This window comes from Microbacterium sp. NPDC077663 (assembly GCF_044542795.1).
In the GTDB taxonomy this organism is placed as follows: Bacteria; Actinomycetota; Actinomycetes; order Actinomycetales; family Microbacteriaceae; genus Microbacterium.
Map to the genome: position 1 here is coordinate 1,223,017 of NZ_JBITVE010000001.1, position 15,263 is coordinate 1,238,279.

Sequence of the window (15,263 nt, forward strand, 5' to 3'; positions counted from 1 at the left end):
TCAGTCTCCGTTCTTCTCCGCCTCGGCGGCGAGTGAGGCGTTGCGCGCGTCGAGCGCGCCGCCCTTGATGGTGCCATAGACGTACAACGCACCGAAAACGGCCGCCGCGATGAGCAGTGCCGGCACCAGGAACGCACCGAGGGCGATGACCACCTGCACGGCGCCGCCGGCGATGACGGCCCAGCGATGGCGGGTGACACCGGCGAGGGCGATCATCAGGAGGCCGAGGACCACTCCGCCGACGATGCCCCACCACGGCTCGATCCCCTGGGGCAGCGCCCGCAGACCGTAGACCGCGAGACCGGCCAGGAACGCGACGATCGACTCGAAGCCGAGGATCACCGACAGAAGCGACTCCCGCGCTCCGCGCTGTCGGCGCACGCGTGGTGTGCTCACGACTCGTACCCCGACTTCCAGTCCTCCGCCTCGGCGAGGACGACGGCCTCGCCGGCGAGCACGACACTGCCGGCGATCACGACGGCGCGACGATCGGATGCCGCGGCCCAGGCCCGCGCGGCCTCGGCGGCCTCGGCGAGGTCGCGGTGCACGGTGACGGGTGTCTCGGTCTGCTCGACGAGGTCGGCGACGGCATCCGGCTCCTCGGCGCGGTCGGACTCGGGCGCAGTCGCGAACACGTGCGCCACGGCGGGGGCGAGCGTACCGACGATGCCGGCGACGTCCTTGTCGGCGAACGCGCCGAGCACGAGGCCCCACTCGTCGAAGTCGAACGACTCCCCGAGGGCGGCGACCAGTGAGCGGGCGCCGTGCGGGTTGTGGGCGCTGTCGACGAGCACGGTGGGGGCGACTCCGACGAGCTGCAGACGACCGGGCGAGGTCGCGGCACCGAGGCCGTCGGCGAGCACGTCGGGCGCGATCGGCTGGGTGCCGCCTCCGATCAGCGATTCGACCGCCGCGATCGCCAGTGTGGCGTTGCGCCCCTGGTGGGCTCCGTACAGAGGCAGGTAGAGCTCGTCGTACGTGGCGGCCAGACCGCGAACGGTCAGCAGCTGCCCGCCGACCGCGAGCTTCTGGTCGAGGAGTCCGAACTGCTCGCCGTCGACGGCGAGACTGGCGCCCTGGGCGCGCGCGGCGGCGGTGAGGACGGAGAGCGCGGCGGGCTGCTGGGCGGCCGAGACGACGGCGGCGTTCGGCTTGATGATCCCGGCTTTCACCGTCGCGATCTCGGCGATCGTGTCGCCGAGCTTGTCGGCGTGGTCGATGTCGATGGGCGCGAAGACCGCGACGTCGCCGTCGGCGGTGTTGGTCGAGTCCCACGCACCGCCCATCCCGACCTCGATGACCGCGACGTCGACCGGCGCGTCGGCGAACGAGACGAAAGCCAGCACCGTGAGCAGCTCGAAGAAGGTGAGCGGCGGCTCCTCCTTGCCCGCGAGCTCCTCGTCGACGAGCGAGACGATCGGCGCGATGTCGTCCCACGCGTCGGCGACCGCGGCATCGGCGATCGGTTCCCCGTCGATCATGATGCGCTCGGTGAACCGCTCGAGGTGGGGGCTGGTGAACAGGCCCGTGCGCAGTCCGTGGGCGCGCACGATGGACTCCGCGATACGGCTCGTGGACGTCTTGCCGTTTGTCCCCGTCACGTGGATGACGCGATACGTGCGCTGCGGGTCGCCCAACAGCTCGAGGGCCCGGCGCGTGCGCTCGACGCGGGGCTCGACCCACCGCTCTCCCTGCCGCTCCAGGAGAGCCGCGTACACGGCATCCGCTCGCGTGCGGTCGCTCATGAGGTCGCTCCGATCCGGCGCGCGCCGATCGTGAAGGCGCCGGCGTTCGCGTACGTGCCGGCGGGGACGGATGCCGTGTGCTCCGGCGACGAGCGCAGTGCCTCGCCGCGCAGGGTGGTGCCGTCGGCGGTGGCGACGAGGTCGGCGACCGACAGGGTCTCGCCCGCGACGTCCGCGACGTCGAAGGCGGACGCGACGGCTTCGGCGTCGCCACGGTCCTCGAAGGTGAGCTGCAGCGCGATGCGGTCGCTCACCTCGAACCCGGCCGCCTTGCGGGCGTCCTGCACGGCGCGGATGACGTCGCGCGCGAGACCCTCGGCCTCGAGCTCGGGCGTCGTCGTGGTGTCGAGCAGGACGAACCCGCCGCGCGGCAGGAGCGCGATCGCGGTGCCCTCGGCGACGCCCCCGGCCTCGAGCGTGAGATCGTACTCCCCCGGCTCGAGCGCGATGCCGTCGACGACGACGACGCCATCCGTCTCGGTCCACAGGCCTGCCTTGGCGCCCGCGATGACGTGCTGCACCTGCTTGCCCAGGCGCGGACCCGCGGCGCGCGCGTTGACGGCGAGCCGCTGGCTGATGCCGTACTGCTCGGCGAGGCCCTCGGTCAGCTCGACGACCTCGACGGCCTTGACGTTGAGCTCGTCACGGACGATGTCCTCGAACTGCGCGAGCGCGTCGGCACCGGCGACGGCGACGGTCAGCGACGCGAGAGGCAGACGCACGCGCTTGCCCTCCTTCTTTCGAAGCGCGTTCGCGACGGACGAGACCTCGCGGACGGTGTCCATGGCCTCGCGGATGTCGGATGCCGGGGCGAACTCGTCGGCGTCCGGCCAGTCCTCGAGGTGGACGCTCCGGCCCCCGGTGAGACCCTGCCAGATGCGTTCGGAGACGAGCGGGATGAGCGGAGCCGCGACGCGGGTGAGCGTCTCGAGCACCGTGTAGAGCGTGTCGAACGCCTCCGTCGTGGTCGGGTCGGCGGCATCCACCCCCACCCAGAACCGGTCGCGCGAACGCCGGATGTACCAGTTGGTGAGCGCCTCGGCGAACTCGCGGAGCTTCGCGGCCGCCATCGTCGAGTCGAGCGCCTCGAGATCGGCGGCGACATCGCGGACGAGGTCGCCCGTGAGGGCGAGGATGTGGCGGTCGAGGACGTTGGTGGAGTCCGTGCGCCGCACGGCCTCGTACCCCTCGCCGTCCGGGCCGCCCGCGGCATTGGCATACGTGGAGAAGAAGTACCAGGCGTTCCACAGCGGCAGCAGGAACTCGCGGACGCCGGAGCGGATGCCCTCCTCGGTGACGACGAGGTTGCCGCCGCGCAGGACCGATGAGCTCATGAGGAACCAGCGCATCGCGTCGGAGCCGTCGCGGTCGAAGACCTCGCTGACGTCGGGATAGTTCCGCAGCGACTTCGACATCTTCTGCCCGTCGCTGCCGAGGACGATGCCGTGGCAGGCGACGCCCGAGAACGCCGGTCGGTCGAACAGCGCGCCCGAGAGCACATGCATGACGTAGAACCAGCCGCGCGTCTGCCCGATGTACTCGACGATGAAGTCGGCGGGGGCGTGCTCGTCGAACCATTCGCGGCTCTCGAACGGGTAGTGCACCTGCGCGTACGGCATCGAACCCGAGTCGAACCAGACGTCGAAGACGTCCTCGATGCGGCGCATCGTCGAGGTGCCGGTCGGGTCGTCGGGGTTCGGACGGGTCAGGTCATCGATGAAGGGGCGGTGCAGGTCGACCTCGCCCGCCTCGTTGACCGGGAGTCGGCCGAAGTCGCGCTCGAGGTCGGCGAGCGAGCCGTAGACGTCGACGCGGGGGTACTCGGGGTCGTCGCTCTTCCACACCGGGATCGGCGAGCCCCAGAACCGGTTGCGGCTGATCGACCAGTCGCGCGCGCCCTCGAGCCACTTGCCGAACTGGCCGTGCTTGACGTTCTCGGGCGCCCAGGTGATCTGCTCGTTGAGCTCGACGAGGCGGTCCTTGATCGAGGTCACGCGGACGAACCAGCTCGAGACGGCCTTGTAGATGAGGGGGTTCCGGCAGCGCCAGCAGTGCGGGTACGAGTGCTCGTACGACGCCTCGCGCAGCAGACGCCCCTCGGCCTTGAGCAGGCGGATGAGGGGGCGGTTCGCGTCCATCCACAGCTCGCCGGCGACGTCGGTCACCTGCGGCAGGAATCGTCCGCCGTCGTCGAGGCTCATGATGAGCGGGATGCCGGCGGCCCCCGTCACGCGCTGGTCGTCCTCACCGTAGGCCGGGGCCTGGTGGACGATGCCCGTGCCGTCGGTGGTGGTGACGTAGTCGTCGACGAGGATGCGCCAGGCGCTCTGCGTGCCCCAGGTCTCCTCATCGGCGTAGTAGTCGAAGAGGCGGTCGTAGGCGACGTCGGCGAGGTCCGCACCTCGGACGGTCTGGTCGACCGCGTCCCGGGCCTCGTCGGCCGAGGCGTAGCCGAGGTCTTTCGCGTAGTTCGCGAGCAGATCGGCGGCCAGCAGGTAGCGGTGCGACTGACCCTCGAGGGCGTCCTCATGGACGTCGGCGGCTCCGGCGGGACCGCCCGGCAGGACGACGTACTCGATGCCGGGGCCGACGGCGAGCGCGAGATTGGTCGGGAGGGTCCACGGGGTCGTCGTCCAGGCGAGGGCGCGGACCGCCGTGAGTCCCAGCGCCTCGGCCTTGGCGCCGACCAGGGGGAAGGTCACCGTCACGGACGGGTCCTGACGCATCTTGTAGACGTCGTCGTCCATGCGCAGCTCGTGGTTCGAGAGCGGGGTCTCGTCACGCCAGCAGTACGGCAGCACGCGGTGGCCCTCGTAGGCGAGGTCCTTGTCGTAGAGCTCCTTGAACGCCCAGAGGACGGATTCCATGTACCCGGTGTCGAGCGTCTTGTAGCCGCGCTCGAAGTCGACCCACCGCGCCTGGCGGGTGACGTAGTTCTCCCACTCCTGCGTGTACTCGAGCACGGATGAGCGCGCCTTCGCGTTGAAGGCGGCGATCCCCATCTCCTCGATCTCGCTCTTCTCCGTGATCCCGAGCTGCTTCATCGCCTCGAGTTCGGCGGGCAGCCCGTGCGTGTCCCAGCCGAAGACGCGGTCGACCTTCTTGCCGCGCATCGTCTGGAAGCGCGGGAAGAGATCCTTCGCATAGCCGGTGAGGAGGTGGCCGTAGTGCGGCAGGCCGTTGGCGAACGGCGGGCCGTCGTAGAACACCCACTCGTCGGCGCCGTCGCGCTGCGCGATCGACGTCCGGAACGTGTCGTCCTGCTCCCAGAACGCGAGGACGTCGCGCTCGACGTCGGGGAAGCGCGGGCTCGGGACGACGGCCGCGGGGGCGTCGGCGGCGGCGCCGAAGGCGGAAGGTCGGGGGTAGGTCATGTCGCTCCTGCAGGTCTGGTCCTGCGAGGACGATCCGAGGACCGCGGTACCACCCCGCTTGGTGCAACCCGGATCCGGGTGCACCCACTCACCTGCGGCGATGACGGGCCTGCCCCGCTCGGTTCTACTGGGCGGCGGACCGCTGTTCTTCCGAGAGCTCCCCGGTGATGTCCGGATCGGTGCTGATGACTCGATCGTACCGTCGGCATAGCCTGGCGTCATGGCCCGCTCCCGCATCCGTCCCGAGCCTCCCCGCGTTCCCGATCCCGACCTCCCGGACGAGCTCTCGCCCGCGTCGGTGCGTCGATCGGCGGACATCGGCGAGGCGCGTCTCGAACTGACGCCCGGAGGCACGGACGCCGCACACGCCCGCATCAGCGAGAGCGTGGTCGCCGCGGCATCCGTCGAGTCGGTGGACCTGACCGGCGCGATCCTCGCCGATGTGGTCTTCGAGGGTGTGTCGGCAGCGGAGCTCGTCGCGCGCGACGGCACATGGCGGACCGTCGTCATCCGCGGCGGTCGGATCGGGACCCTCGACCTGTCGCGTGCGCGCTGCGACGGCGTCCTCCTCGACGGGGTACGGGTCGACTACCTGACGGCCGGCGGAGCGACCCTGCGCGACGTCGACGTGAGCGGATGCCGCATCGGCACCCTCGACGTCCCCGGGGCCCGCGTCGAACGCCTGCGGTTCGCCGACACCGCCATCGACGAGATGGACCTCCGCGAGTGGCAGGTGAGTGACGTCGACCTGCGGGGCGCAGAGGTCCTCTCGTTCACCGATGTGCGGATGCTGCGCGGCGTGACCCTCACCGAGACGCAGGTGACCTCGCACGCGCGGGCGTTCGCGGCATCCCTCGGCGTCGACGTCCAGGGCTGAGCATGGAGCTGCGCACCGAACGCCTCGTTCTGCGGCCGATGACGCCCGACGACCTTCCGGCGCTCCGACTGATCCTGAGCGATCCGGTCGCGATGAGGGCGTACGAAGGACCCTTCACCGAGGACGAATCGCGACAGTGGCTCGAACGCAATCTCCGCCGGTATCGGGAGGACGGTTTCGGTCTGTGGGCGGTGGATCTCGCCGACATCCCGGGGGACCTCATCGGCCAATGCGGCATCACTCGTCAGCGCATCGACGACGACGAGGTCCTCGAGGTCGGCTATCTGTTCCGCAGGTCCCACTGGCATCGCGGGTACGCCACCGAGGCGGCGAGCGCAAGCCGCGACTGGGCCTTCCGCGAACGGGATGCCGCGTCGGTGTGGGCCAAGGTCCGTGACACCAACCTCGCGTCGATGAACGTCGCGATCCGGCTGGGGATGACCGTGCGCAGGCGGTTCACGGTCCGCTACCGCGGCGTCGACATGCCGCATCTCGGCTTCGCCGTCGACCGCTGAGGCGTCAGCCCGCCCACGCCTCGGCGCGGAGGGCGACCGTCGACGCCCCCTGCAGGAGACGGGAGATCGGGCAGCGATCGTGCGCCGCGGTCACCAGGTCCTCCGTCTCGGCGAGGGTGCGCCCCTCCGCCGAGACGAACGCGGTCACGTGGAACTCGTAGCCGCCCCGTGCGGGCGAGTCCTGCAGCTCGACCTCCACCCGCACGCGGGTGCGGTGCGCGTTCTTCACGATCGCCTGCAGGGTCGCGTCGAGGCACGTCGCCCAGGCGAGGGCGAGGAGCTGCTCGGGATTGCTGCGTGAGAGGTCGGCATCCGGGCTCAGCGGATTCGTGACGGGCACGGTCATGCCCCCGATGACGCGGCTGACCATCGTCCCACCGTCGTCGTTGATCGCCTCGGTCCGGTACCTGGTGGTCATGCCAGAACTATAATTGGACTTCATCCAACAACGTCTTGAGGTCCTATCGTGCTGCCAGCCGACCCGGTTGCGCTCGCTCGCGCGAGCGTCGTGTACCCCGGCGGCGTGACCGGACTGGCCGATGTGGATCTGACGGTCCGGGACGGCGAGATCCTCGGTGTGATCGGTGAGAGCGGTGCGGGCAAGAGCACCCTCCTCACTCTGCTGACCGGGGAGGTCGTACCGACCCACGGCACCGTCACGGTGCTCGGCCATGATGTCGGCCGACTCGATCGGGCGGGTCTTCGTCGGCTGCGTCGCGAGATCGGCGTGGTGTTCCAGGGCGTTCACCTGCTGGCCAACCGCACCGTGCGGCAGAACGTCGAGATCGCCCTCGCACTCCGCCCGCGGCGTGAGCGCTTTCCTCGGGCCGTCGACGAGGTCCTCCGCTTCGTCGGGCTCGATCACCGAGCGGATGCCTACCCCGCGCAGCTCAGCGGCGGACAGCGCCAACGCGTCGGGATCGCCCGGTCCCTGGTGACGCGTCCGCGTCTCCTGCTGTGCGACGAGCCGACGTCGGCGCTCGATGCGGCGACGGCGGCCGAGGTGCTCGACCTCCTCCGTGACGCGCGCGACCGCTTCGGGACCACCGTCGTCATCGTGACGCACGATCTCGACGTCGTCCGCGACGTGTGCGAACGGGTCGCCCTCTGCGACGCGGGAAGGCTGGTCGAGGTGCTGACGGTCACCCCGGCGGCGCGGCGCGAACGCGAAGGCTATCTCGACCGCGCGCGGCGGGAGCTCGGCGCATGACCGAGCCGCAGGACATCCTCGCCTCCCTCGGGGCATCGCTCGCCGAGCGCGGCGACGACCTCATCGATGCTCTCGGCGAGACGGCCTACATGCTCGGTGTCTCCCTCGCCGCAGCGGTGCTGATCGGCCTGCCCCTCGGTGCCGCCGTCTACCTGACGCGACCCGGCGGCATCCGCCCGCAGCGGGTCGTATGGACCGTCGCGAACTTCTCGATCAACGTCATCCGTTCGTTCCCGTTCCTGCTGCTGGTCGTCTTCCTCGTGCCCGCGACCCGGGCGATCTACGGCACGACCTTCGGCACGCCGGCAGCGACGTTCTCGCTGTGCGTCGTCGCCGTCGCCGTCTACGGCCGCCTGGTCGAGCAGATCCTGCGCGAGGTGAGCCCCGGCATCCCCCGGGTCGCACAGACCCTCGGTGCGACGATTCCGCAGACCGTGTGGCGCTTCCTGCTCCCCGAGGCCCTGCCCGGCCTCGTGTACGCGCTGACCTCGGCGAGCATCAGCCTGCTGTCCTACTCGACCGTTCTCGGTGTCGTCGGCGGCGGCGGGATCGGCGACTTCGCTCTGCGCTACGGCTACCAGGAGTACGACGACGTGCTCATGTACTTCACGATCCTCGTCATCCTCGTCATCGTCCTCGTGATCCAGGCGGTCGGGCAGCGGATCTCGGTCCGCCTCGACCACCGGTGACCACTGCCCCCACCCCATCCCACAAGGAGCACCCATGTCCCCGCGCCGCCTCACCCTCGCCGCAGCCTTCACCGCCGCCGTCGCCCTTCTGACCGGCTGCGCCTCCCCCGCCACGTCCGGGGGCGATCAGGTGCAGACGATCCGCGTCGGCGCCGTCACCTCACCGATGACCGACATCGTGGAGGCCGCGGCCGACGAAATCGAGGAGGGGTACAAGGTCGAGCTCGTCGAGGTCGCGGACTACGTCACCATCAACAAGATGCTCGCCGCCGGGGACATCGACGCGAACTTCTCGCAGCACGAGCCCTACCTGCAGGAGTTCAACGCGGCCAACGACGCCTCCCTGACCGCCGTGCAGCCGATCTACAACTTCACGATCGCCTTCTACTCCAAGACGATCGACGACATCGCCGATCTGCCGCAGGGCGCGACCGTCGCCATCCCCAACGACGCGTCGAACACCGGGCGCGCGCTGAAGATGCTCGCGGACGCCGACATCATCACCCTGGCCGAGGGCGTGGACCCGTACGAGGCCACCGTCGACGACATCGCCGAGAACCCGAAGGGTCTGGAGTTCCTCGAACTGCAGATCAACCAGCTGAACACGGCGTACGACGAGGCCGACCTCGTCTTCCAGTGGCCCTCGCACATCGCTGCGCTCGGTCTCACCCCGCAGGACGACGGCCTGCTCACCGAGCTCGATGACCGCTTCGCGCTGCAGCTCGTCGTCCCCGAAGAGGACGCGGATGCCCCCTCCACGGCCGCACTCGTCGACGCGTTCACGAGCGACCCCGTGCGCGAGATCATCGACGGCAACGCCACCATCGAGGCGGCGTTCTGACGCGCTGACGCGGTACGGCGTCGCAGCGGCGTCGCTTCGCGCGGAGATGACGCGTCCCGAGGGGAGCACCCCGGCATCCGCTCCTCGGGAACCTCCATCTCCTCGCGAAGCGTCACCGAACGCGACGCCGACCCGGCGGTAGACTGGCGCGACACCCACACTCAGGCACGCTCACACAGTGCCGCACATATCGCTCGAGGAGCATCACCATGACGAACGCGCACATTCCCGACAAGCCCGCCCTGGAAGGCCTCGAGCAGAAGTGGGATGCCGCATGGTCCGACGCCGGCACGTACCTGTTCGACCGCGAGGCGGCCAAGGCCAAGGGCCGCGCGGGCGTCTTCTCGATCGACACGCCTCCCCCGACGGCATCCGGTTCGCTCCACATCGGTCACGTGTTCAGTTACACGCACACCGACGTGAAGGTGCGCTACGAGCGCATGCGCGGCAAGACCGTGTTCTACCCGATGGGCTGGGACGACAACGGGCTCCCCACCGAGCGCCGCGTGCAGAACTACTACGGCGTGCGCTGCGACACCTCGCTCCCCTACGATCCCGACTTCACGCCGCCGTTCCGCGGTGATGCGAAGAGCCTGAAGCCCGCCGACCAGGTGCCGATCAGCCGTCGCAACTTCATCGAGCTCTGCGAGGAGCTGACGATCGAGGACGAGAAGCAGTTCGAGGACCTGTTCCGCAAGCTCGGCCTGTCGGTGGACTGGACCCAGACGTACCGCACCATCTCGGACGACACGATCCGCACCAGCCAGCTCGCGTTCCTGCGCAACCTCGACCGCGGCGAGGCCTACCAGGCCATGGCGCCGACCCTCTGGGACATCGACTTCCGCTCCGCGATCGCGCAGGCCGAGCTCGAGGACCGCGACCAGCAGGCCGCGTATCACCGCGTCGCCTTCCACAAGTCCGACGGCTCCGGCGACATCCACATCGAGACGACGCGTCCTGAGCTTCTCCCCGCGTGCGTGGCCCTCGTCGCGAACCCCGACGACGAGCGCTATCAGCCCTACTTCGGCTCGACCGTGCGCACCCCGCTCTTCGACGTCGAGGTGCCCGTGCTCGCCCACCCGCTGGCGGTGAAGGACAAGGGCACCGGTATCGCGATGATCTGCACGTTCGGCGATGTCACCGACATCATCTGGTGGCGCGAACTCGATCTGCCCAACCGCACGATCCTCGGCCGCGACGGTCGGATCATCGACGAGGCCCCTGACGTGCTCGTGACGGATGCCGCGAAGGCGGCGTACGCGGAGCTGGCCGGCAAGACCGTGTTCAGCGCCAAGAAGCGCATCGTGGAGCTGCTGCAGGAGTCCGGCGAGCTGCTCGAGGTGTCGAAGCCGTTCACCCACCCCGTGAAGTTCTACGAGAAGGGCGACCGGCCCCTCGAGATCGTCTCGACGCGCCAGTGGTACCTCCGCAACGGCGCGCGCGACGCGGACCTGCGCGAGAAGCTCATCGAGATGGGCCGCAGCATGGGCTGGCACCCCGACTTCATGCGAGTGCGATACGAGAACTGGACCAACGGGCTCACCGGCGACTGGCTCGTTTCGCGCCAACGCTTCTTCGGCGTGCCGATCCCGGTCTGGTACGCCCTCGATGAGAACGGTGAGCGCGACTACGACCGCGTGCTGACCCCCGACCTCGCGCGTCTGCCCATCGACCCCACCACCGACGTGCCCGACGGCTACACCGAGGACCATCGGGGGGTTGCCGGCGGCTTCGACGCCGAGCGCGACATCTTCGACACGTGGGCGACCTCGTCGCTCACGCCGCAGCTCGCCGGCGGATGGCAGCGCGACGAGGAACTGTGGAGTCTCGTCTCGCCGTTCGACGTGCGCCCGCAGGGGCAGGACATCATCCGCACGTGGCTGTTCTCGACCATGGTGCGCTCGGTGCTCGAGGACGGCCGCGCGCCCTGGACGGATGCCGCGATCTCGGGCTTCATCGTCGACCCCGACCGCAAGAAGATGTCGAAGTCGAAGGGCAACGTGGTGACCCCGGCGGACATCCTCGACGCCCACGGCACCGACGCGGTGCGCTACTGGGCGGCCTCCAGCCGGCTCGGCGCCGACGCGGCATTCGACCCGCAGAACCCGACGCAGGTCAAGATCGGCCGGCGTCTGGCGATCAAGGTGCTGAACGCCGCGAAGTTCGTGCTGTCGTTCCCGGTGCCCGAGGACGCCCGCATCACGCACGCTCTCGACGCGTCGATGCTGGCGACGCTCGACCAGGTCGTCCGCGACGCGACGAAGGCGTTCGACGCCTTCGACCACGCCCGGGCGCTGGAGATCACCGAGGCGTTCTTCTGGACGTTCTGCGACGACTACCTCGAGCTCGTGAAGGAACGCGCCTACAACCAGGCCGACGCCGGCCAGGCGTCCGCGGCCCTGTCGCTGCGGATGGCCCTCTCGACCCTCCTGCGCCTGCTCGCCCCGGTGCTGTCGTTCGCGGCGGAAGAGGCGTGGTCCTGGTTCGAGGAGGGCTCCGTGCACACGGCCGAGTGGCCCGAGCCTCTCGGGATCGAGGGCGACCCGGCCGTGCTGCGCACCGTCGGCGAGGCCCTCATCAGCGTGCGCCGCGCGAAGACCGAGGCCAAGGCCTCGCAGAAGACGCCGGTGGAGTCGCTGACGATCACGGGACCGGATGCCGCCCTCGACGCCATCCGCTCAGCAGAGGGCGACCTCGCCGCCGTGGGCCGCATCGCGCAGGTTTCGTACGCGCCCGGCGACACCGTGTCGGTCGGCGACATCGTCCTCACCCCGCAGGAGGCGTGACATGCAGCTCGGAACGCGGTGGACCAGCGGCGATCAGCCGCCCAGTGCCGTCCCTGAGGCGCTCCGCGAGCAGATCGCGGCGGTCGACGCCTCGATCGATCAGGATCCGCTCGGCCAGCCGCGGCCCCGCTGGACGCTGACCTGGCTGGAGGGACGGCCGGTCGCCGAACTCGAGACCGGTGTCGTCGTGCGTGTGGATCGCGAGGGCGAGGTCGTCGTCGGGCATCTCGACGACGACGGCATGGCCTGATCGGCGCTCAGGCCCGAGGGTGACGCGCGAGGTGCGCCGCGACGTCCGCCCGCGTGCGCTCGGCGTACTCGTCGGCAGCTGAGCGCGCGAGTGCCCGCTCGGCGCGACGCATCATCCGCGCAGCGACGCCGCGCTGCACCGACGCGGATGCGGCCAGCAGCGCCGCCTCGAGCCGGGTCGGCCGGCCGGCGACGTCCAGCACGGGAATGGTGATCGTGGTCATCGTCCGTCTCCGTCCTCGGGAAGTGCGAAAACGTCCACCCGAACGGTGAACGGTGAGCGGTCGGGGTCCTCCTCGTGACCGCGGGCGCCGGCGACGACGTCGGAGACGACGGCCGAGAGCCGTTCGATCAGATCGGCGGCCTGTTCGCGCGTGAGGTGGATGTTGGCCGTCGAGATCATCGAGGCGTCGTCCTCCTTGTCGGGCGCGGCGATGCCTTCGCTCACGTGGCGCATGAGCTGCTGGTGACGGCGTCCGAGGAACTCGTTCATGATGAGCTGCGTCGCCGACCGCACGGCGGGCGAGGCGAGCGCCTCGGGGCTGTCGAACGACACGGACTTGTCCGCGCGCTCCCACCACCGCTCTCGTGCGGATCCGCGGTCCGGGATCTCTCGGATGAGGTCCTGCTTGGCCAGCGCGCGCAGGTGGTAGCTCGTGGCTCCCGACGACTCCCCCGTCCGCTCGGCGAGCGAGCTGGCGGTCTGCGGTCCGTACTGCGACAGGATGTCGAAGAGCTGCACGCGCAGGGGGTGGGCGAGCGCGCGGAGCGCACCGGCATCCAGCGTGCGCCCTTCTCGGACATCCTCGGTTTCGGTCATAATGCAAAGATACCTTTGCAACACAATACTTGCAAGCATTTCTTTGCAATGTCCTCTTTGCAGTCCTGAGACGACTCCCCGACGTACGCTGGGACGATGACGGATGCCGCTGCCAACCCGCTCCTCTCGCCCTCCCCCCTCGCGTTCGACCTCCCCGACTATCCCCGGATCCGCCCGGAGCACTACCTCCCCGCGTTCGAGCAGGCGTTCGCCGCGCACCGTGGCGAGATCGAGGCGATCGCGACCTCGGCAGAGGCACCGACTTTCGAGAACACGCTCGTCGCGCTCGAGCGATCCGGCGAACTGCTGGGTCGCGTGGCGCGCACCTTCTACACCGTCAGCTCGGCCGACGCGACGGCCGAGATCCAGGAGATCGACGAGCGGCTGGCGCCGCTCATGGCCGCGCACCAGGACGCCGTGACGCTGGACGCCCGCCTGTACGAGCGAGTGGCCGCGGTACACGCACAGCTGGACGAGTTGGGGCTCGCGGCTGAGGACCGGTATCTCGTGGAGCGCACCCACCGCGAGATGACGAACGCGGGCGCAGGGCTCGATGAGGCCGACAAGACCGTCCTCACCGAACTCAACCAGCAGCTCTCCGTGCTGACGACCACCTTCGAGAAGAACCTCCTCGCCGACACCAACGACCTCGCCGTCGTGTTCGACGATGCCGCCGAACTGGCCGGACTCACCGACGGCGAGTTGTCCGCCGCGGCCCGGAACGCCACCGATCGCGGCCTCGAGGGGAAGTTCGTGGTCACGCTGACGCTGTTCACCGGGCATCCCTACCTGTCCTCGCTCACCTCCCGCGCCAGCCGGGAGAAGCTCATGACGGCCTCCCGCTCGCGTGGACGTCGGGGGAACGAGAACGACAACCGCGCGGTCCTCACCGAGATCGTGCGGTTGCGCGCCGAGCGCGCCCGGGTGCTGGGGTACGACTCCCACGCGGCTTACGTGACCGCTGACGAGACGGCCGGCTCCCCCGAGGCGGTCCACGCCCTGCTGCGCCGACTCGCCGTGCCGGCTGCGGAAAACGCGCGTCAGGAGCAGGCGGCCCTCCAGGAGATCATCGACCGCGACGGCGGCGAATTCGCGCTCGCGGCGCACGACTGGGCGTTCTACACGGAGCGGGTCCGAGCCGCGCGCTACGACCTCGACCGCACGGCCCTGCGCCCGTGGTTCGAAGCGGAGCGGGTGCTCGTCGACGGCGTCTTCCGCGCGGCGACCGACCTGTACGGCATCACCTTCACCGAGCGCTGCGACCTTCCCGCGTATCACCCGGGGGCCCGGGTGTTCGAAGTGCGGAACGAGGACGGTTCGCATCTCGGGCTCTACATCCTGGATCTCTACACGCGCGACTCCAAGCGCGGTGGCGCGTGGATGAACTCGATCCAGTCGCAGTCCGCGCTGCGCGGGACGGCGCCCATCGTCGTGAACAACCTCAACGTGCCGCAGCCCGCCCCGGGCAGCCCGACGCTGTTGACGCTCGACGAGGTCACGACGTTGTTCCACGAGTTCGGTCACGCCCTCCACGGGCTGTTCGCGACGGTGACGTACCCGCACTTCGCCGGCACCGCGGTGTTCCGCGACTTCGTCGAGTTCCCCAGCCAGGTCAACGAGATGTGGATCTTCTGGCCCGAGATCCTGGCCGCCTACGCCCGTCACATCGACACCGATGAATCGCTCCCCGCGGCGGTCGTGGCGAAGCTCCGCGAGTCGGAGGCCTTCAATCAGGGCTTCGCCACGAGCGAGTACTTGGCGGCGTCGTGGATCGATCAGGCATGGCACAGCCTGGACGTCGAGGACACGGCATCCGAGATCGACGTCGACGCCTTCGAGGCCACCGCCCTCGCCGACATCGGCCTCGACAATCCCGCCGTGCCGACCCGGTACTCGTCGACCTACTTCGCGCACGTCTTCTCGGGCGGGTACAGCGCCGGGTACTACTCCTACATCTGGAGCGAAGTCCTCGACGCCGACACCGTGGAGTGGTTCCGCGAGAACGGCGGACTGACCCGCGCGAACGGCGATCGTTTCCGCGAACGTCTGCTGGGAGTCGGCGGCTCGAAGGACCCGCTGGAGGCATATCGCGACTTCCGCGGGCGTGACGCGCGGATCGAGCCGCTCCTCGAACGTCGCGGCCTCAGCGGCTGAGCG

At 69.7% G+C, this 15,263-nt stretch carries 14 protein-coding genes; 8 read left to right on the forward strand and 6 right to left on the reverse strand.

The annotated features are described in order from the left end of the window. Genes ACIGEP_RS05995 through ileS form a run of 3 tightly spaced genes read right to left on the reverse strand, consistent with a single transcriptional unit; the run spans position 1 to position 5,119 of the window. On the reverse strand, positions 1-396 hold the full coding sequence (locus tag ACIGEP_RS05995; RefSeq protein ID WP_396660688.1) for a DUF4233 domain-containing protein: 396 nt from the start codon (positions 394-396) through the stop codon (positions 1-3). Further along, complete coding sequence (locus tag ACIGEP_RS06000) at positions 393-1,745, reverse strand: bifunctional folylpolyglutamate synthase/dihydrofolate synthase (protein WP_396660689.1); 1,353 nt, start codon at positions 1,743-1,745, stop codon at positions 393-395. The genes ACIGEP_RS05995 and ACIGEP_RS06000 overlap by 4 nt, the downstream gene beginning before the upstream one ends. Then, positions 1,742-5,119, reverse strand: a complete 3,378-nt coding sequence (gene ileS, locus ACIGEP_RS06005; protein WP_396660690.1) for an isoleucine--tRNA ligase — start codon at positions 5,117-5,119, stop codon at positions 1,742-1,744. The genes ACIGEP_RS06000 and ileS overlap by 4 nt, the downstream gene beginning before the upstream one ends. Before the next feature lie 220 nt (positions 5,120-5,339). On the opposite strand from ileS, the gene ACIGEP_RS06010 reads away from it, so the two are divergent. Next, the gene (locus ACIGEP_RS06010) at positions 5,340-5,996 is read left to right on the forward strand and encodes a pentapeptide repeat-containing protein (protein WP_396660691.1); all 657 of its coding nucleotides are present in this window, start codon (positions 5,340-5,342) and stop codon (positions 5,994-5,996) included. A gap of 2 nt (positions 5,997-5,998) precedes the next feature. Then, positions 5,999-6,511, forward strand: a complete 513-nt coding sequence (locus ACIGEP_RS06015; protein WP_396660692.1) for a GNAT family N-acetyltransferase — start codon at positions 5,999-6,001, stop codon at positions 6,509-6,511. Between the two features lie 4 nt (positions 6,512-6,515). Here ACIGEP_RS06015 and ACIGEP_RS06020 read toward each other — a convergent pair whose 3' ends face one another. Further along, positions 6,516-6,929 carry an OsmC family protein gene (locus ACIGEP_RS06020; protein WP_396660693.1) on the reverse strand — a complete coding sequence of 138 codons (414 nt, stop codon included), beginning with the start codon at positions 6,927-6,929 and terminating at the stop codon, positions 6,516-6,518. Between the two features lie 48 nt (positions 6,930-6,977). On the opposite strand from ACIGEP_RS06020, the gene ACIGEP_RS06025 reads away from it, so the two are divergent. From ACIGEP_RS06025 to ACIGEP_RS06045, 5 genes are all read left to right on the forward strand, one after another. Then, complete coding sequence (locus ACIGEP_RS06025) at positions 6,978-7,721, forward strand: methionine ABC transporter ATP-binding protein (protein ID WP_396660694.1); 744 nt, start codon at positions 6,978-6,980, stop codon at positions 7,719-7,721. Continuing rightward, positions 7,718-8,410, forward strand: a complete 693-nt coding sequence (locus ACIGEP_RS06030; protein ID WP_396660695.1) for a methionine ABC transporter permease — start codon at positions 7,718-7,720, stop codon at positions 8,408-8,410. Before ACIGEP_RS06025 ends, ACIGEP_RS06030 begins: the two co-directional genes overlap by 4 nt. 34 nt (positions 8,411-8,444) lie before the next feature. After that, on the forward strand, positions 8,445-9,251 hold the full coding sequence (locus ACIGEP_RS06035; RefSeq protein WP_396660696.1) for a MetQ/NlpA family ABC transporter substrate-binding protein: 807 nt from the start codon (positions 8,445-8,447) through the stop codon (positions 9,249-9,251). A 209-nt stretch (positions 9,252-9,460) separates the two neighbouring features. Then, entirely contained in the window at positions 9,461-12,037 is a 2,577-nt protein-coding gene (gene valS / locus ACIGEP_RS06040; protein WP_396660697.1) for a valine--tRNA ligase, read from the forward strand. A gap of 1 nt (position 12,038) precedes the next feature. Beyond that, positions 12,039-12,287: a hypothetical protein gene (locus ACIGEP_RS06045; protein ID WP_396660698.1), complete on the forward strand. Its 249-nt coding sequence runs from the start codon at positions 12,039-12,041 to the stop codon at positions 12,285-12,287. 7 nt (positions 12,288-12,294) lie between these two features. Here the strand turns inward: ACIGEP_RS06045 and ACIGEP_RS06050 are convergent, their stop codons facing one another. Further along, positions 12,295-12,510 carry a hypothetical protein gene (locus ACIGEP_RS06050; RefSeq protein ID WP_396660699.1) on the reverse strand — a complete coding sequence of 72 codons (216 nt, stop codon included), beginning with the start codon at positions 12,508-12,510 and terminating at the stop codon, positions 12,295-12,297. Next, positions 12,507-13,106, reverse strand: a complete 600-nt coding sequence (locus tag ACIGEP_RS06055; protein ID WP_396660700.1) for an ArsR/SmtB family transcription factor — start codon at positions 13,104-13,106, stop codon at positions 12,507-12,509. The genes ACIGEP_RS06050 and ACIGEP_RS06055 overlap by 4 nt, the downstream gene beginning before the upstream one ends. Positions 13,107-13,202: 96 nt before the next feature. On the opposite strand from ACIGEP_RS06055, the gene ACIGEP_RS06060 reads away from it, so the two are divergent. Further along, positions 13,203-15,260, forward strand: a complete 2,058-nt coding sequence (locus ACIGEP_RS06060; protein ID WP_396660701.1) for a M3 family metallopeptidase — start codon at positions 13,203-13,205, stop codon at positions 15,258-15,260. Positions 15,261-15,263: the final 3 nt, after the last annotated feature.

Excerpts from the sequence above, each read along its gene's own strand:
- ACIGEP_RS06000 (WP_396660689.1), bottom strand. The coding sequence starts at position 1,745 with ATGAGCGACCGCACGCGAGCGGATGCCGTGTACGCGGCTCTCCTGGAG.
- ileS (WP_396660690.1), bottom strand. The coding sequence starts at position 5,119 with ATGACCTACCCCCGACCTTCCGCCTTCGGCGCCGCCGCCGACGCCCCC.
- ACIGEP_RS06010 (WP_396660691.1), top strand. The coding sequence starts at position 5,340 with ATGGCCCGCTCCCGCATCCGTCCCGAGCCTCCCCGCGTTCCCGATCCC.
- ACIGEP_RS06015 (WP_396660692.1), top strand. The coding sequence starts at position 5,999 with ATGGAGCTGCGCACCGAACGCCTCGTTCTGCGGCCGATGACGCCCGAC.
- ACIGEP_RS06020 (WP_396660693.1), bottom strand. The coding sequence starts at position 6,929 with ATGACCACCAGGTACCGGACCGAGGCGATCAACGACGACGGTGGGACG.
- ACIGEP_RS06030 (WP_396660695.1), top strand. The coding sequence starts at position 7,718 with ATGACCGAGCCGCAGGACATCCTCGCCTCCCTCGGGGCATCGCTCGCC.
- ACIGEP_RS06035 (WP_396660696.1), top strand. The coding sequence starts at position 8,445 with ATGTCCCCGCGCCGCCTCACCCTCGCCGCAGCCTTCACCGCCGCCGTC.
- valS (WP_396660697.1), top strand. The coding sequence starts at position 9,461 with ATGACGAACGCGCACATTCCCGACAAGCCCGCCCTGGAAGGCCTCGAG.
- ACIGEP_RS06045 (WP_396660698.1), top strand. The coding sequence starts at position 12,039 with ATGCAGCTCGGAACGCGGTGGACCAGCGGCGATCAGCCGCCCAGTGCC.
- ACIGEP_RS06050 (WP_396660699.1), bottom strand. The coding sequence starts at position 12,510 with ATGACCACGATCACCATTCCCGTGCTGGACGTCGCCGGCCGGCCGACC.
- ACIGEP_RS06055 (WP_396660700.1), bottom strand. The coding sequence starts at position 13,106 with ATGACCGAAACCGAGGATGTCCGAGAAGGGCGCACGCTGGATGCCGGT.
- ACIGEP_RS06060 (WP_396660701.1), top strand. The coding sequence starts at position 13,203 with ATGACGGATGCCGCTGCCAACCCGCTCCTCTCGCCCTCCCCCCTCGCG.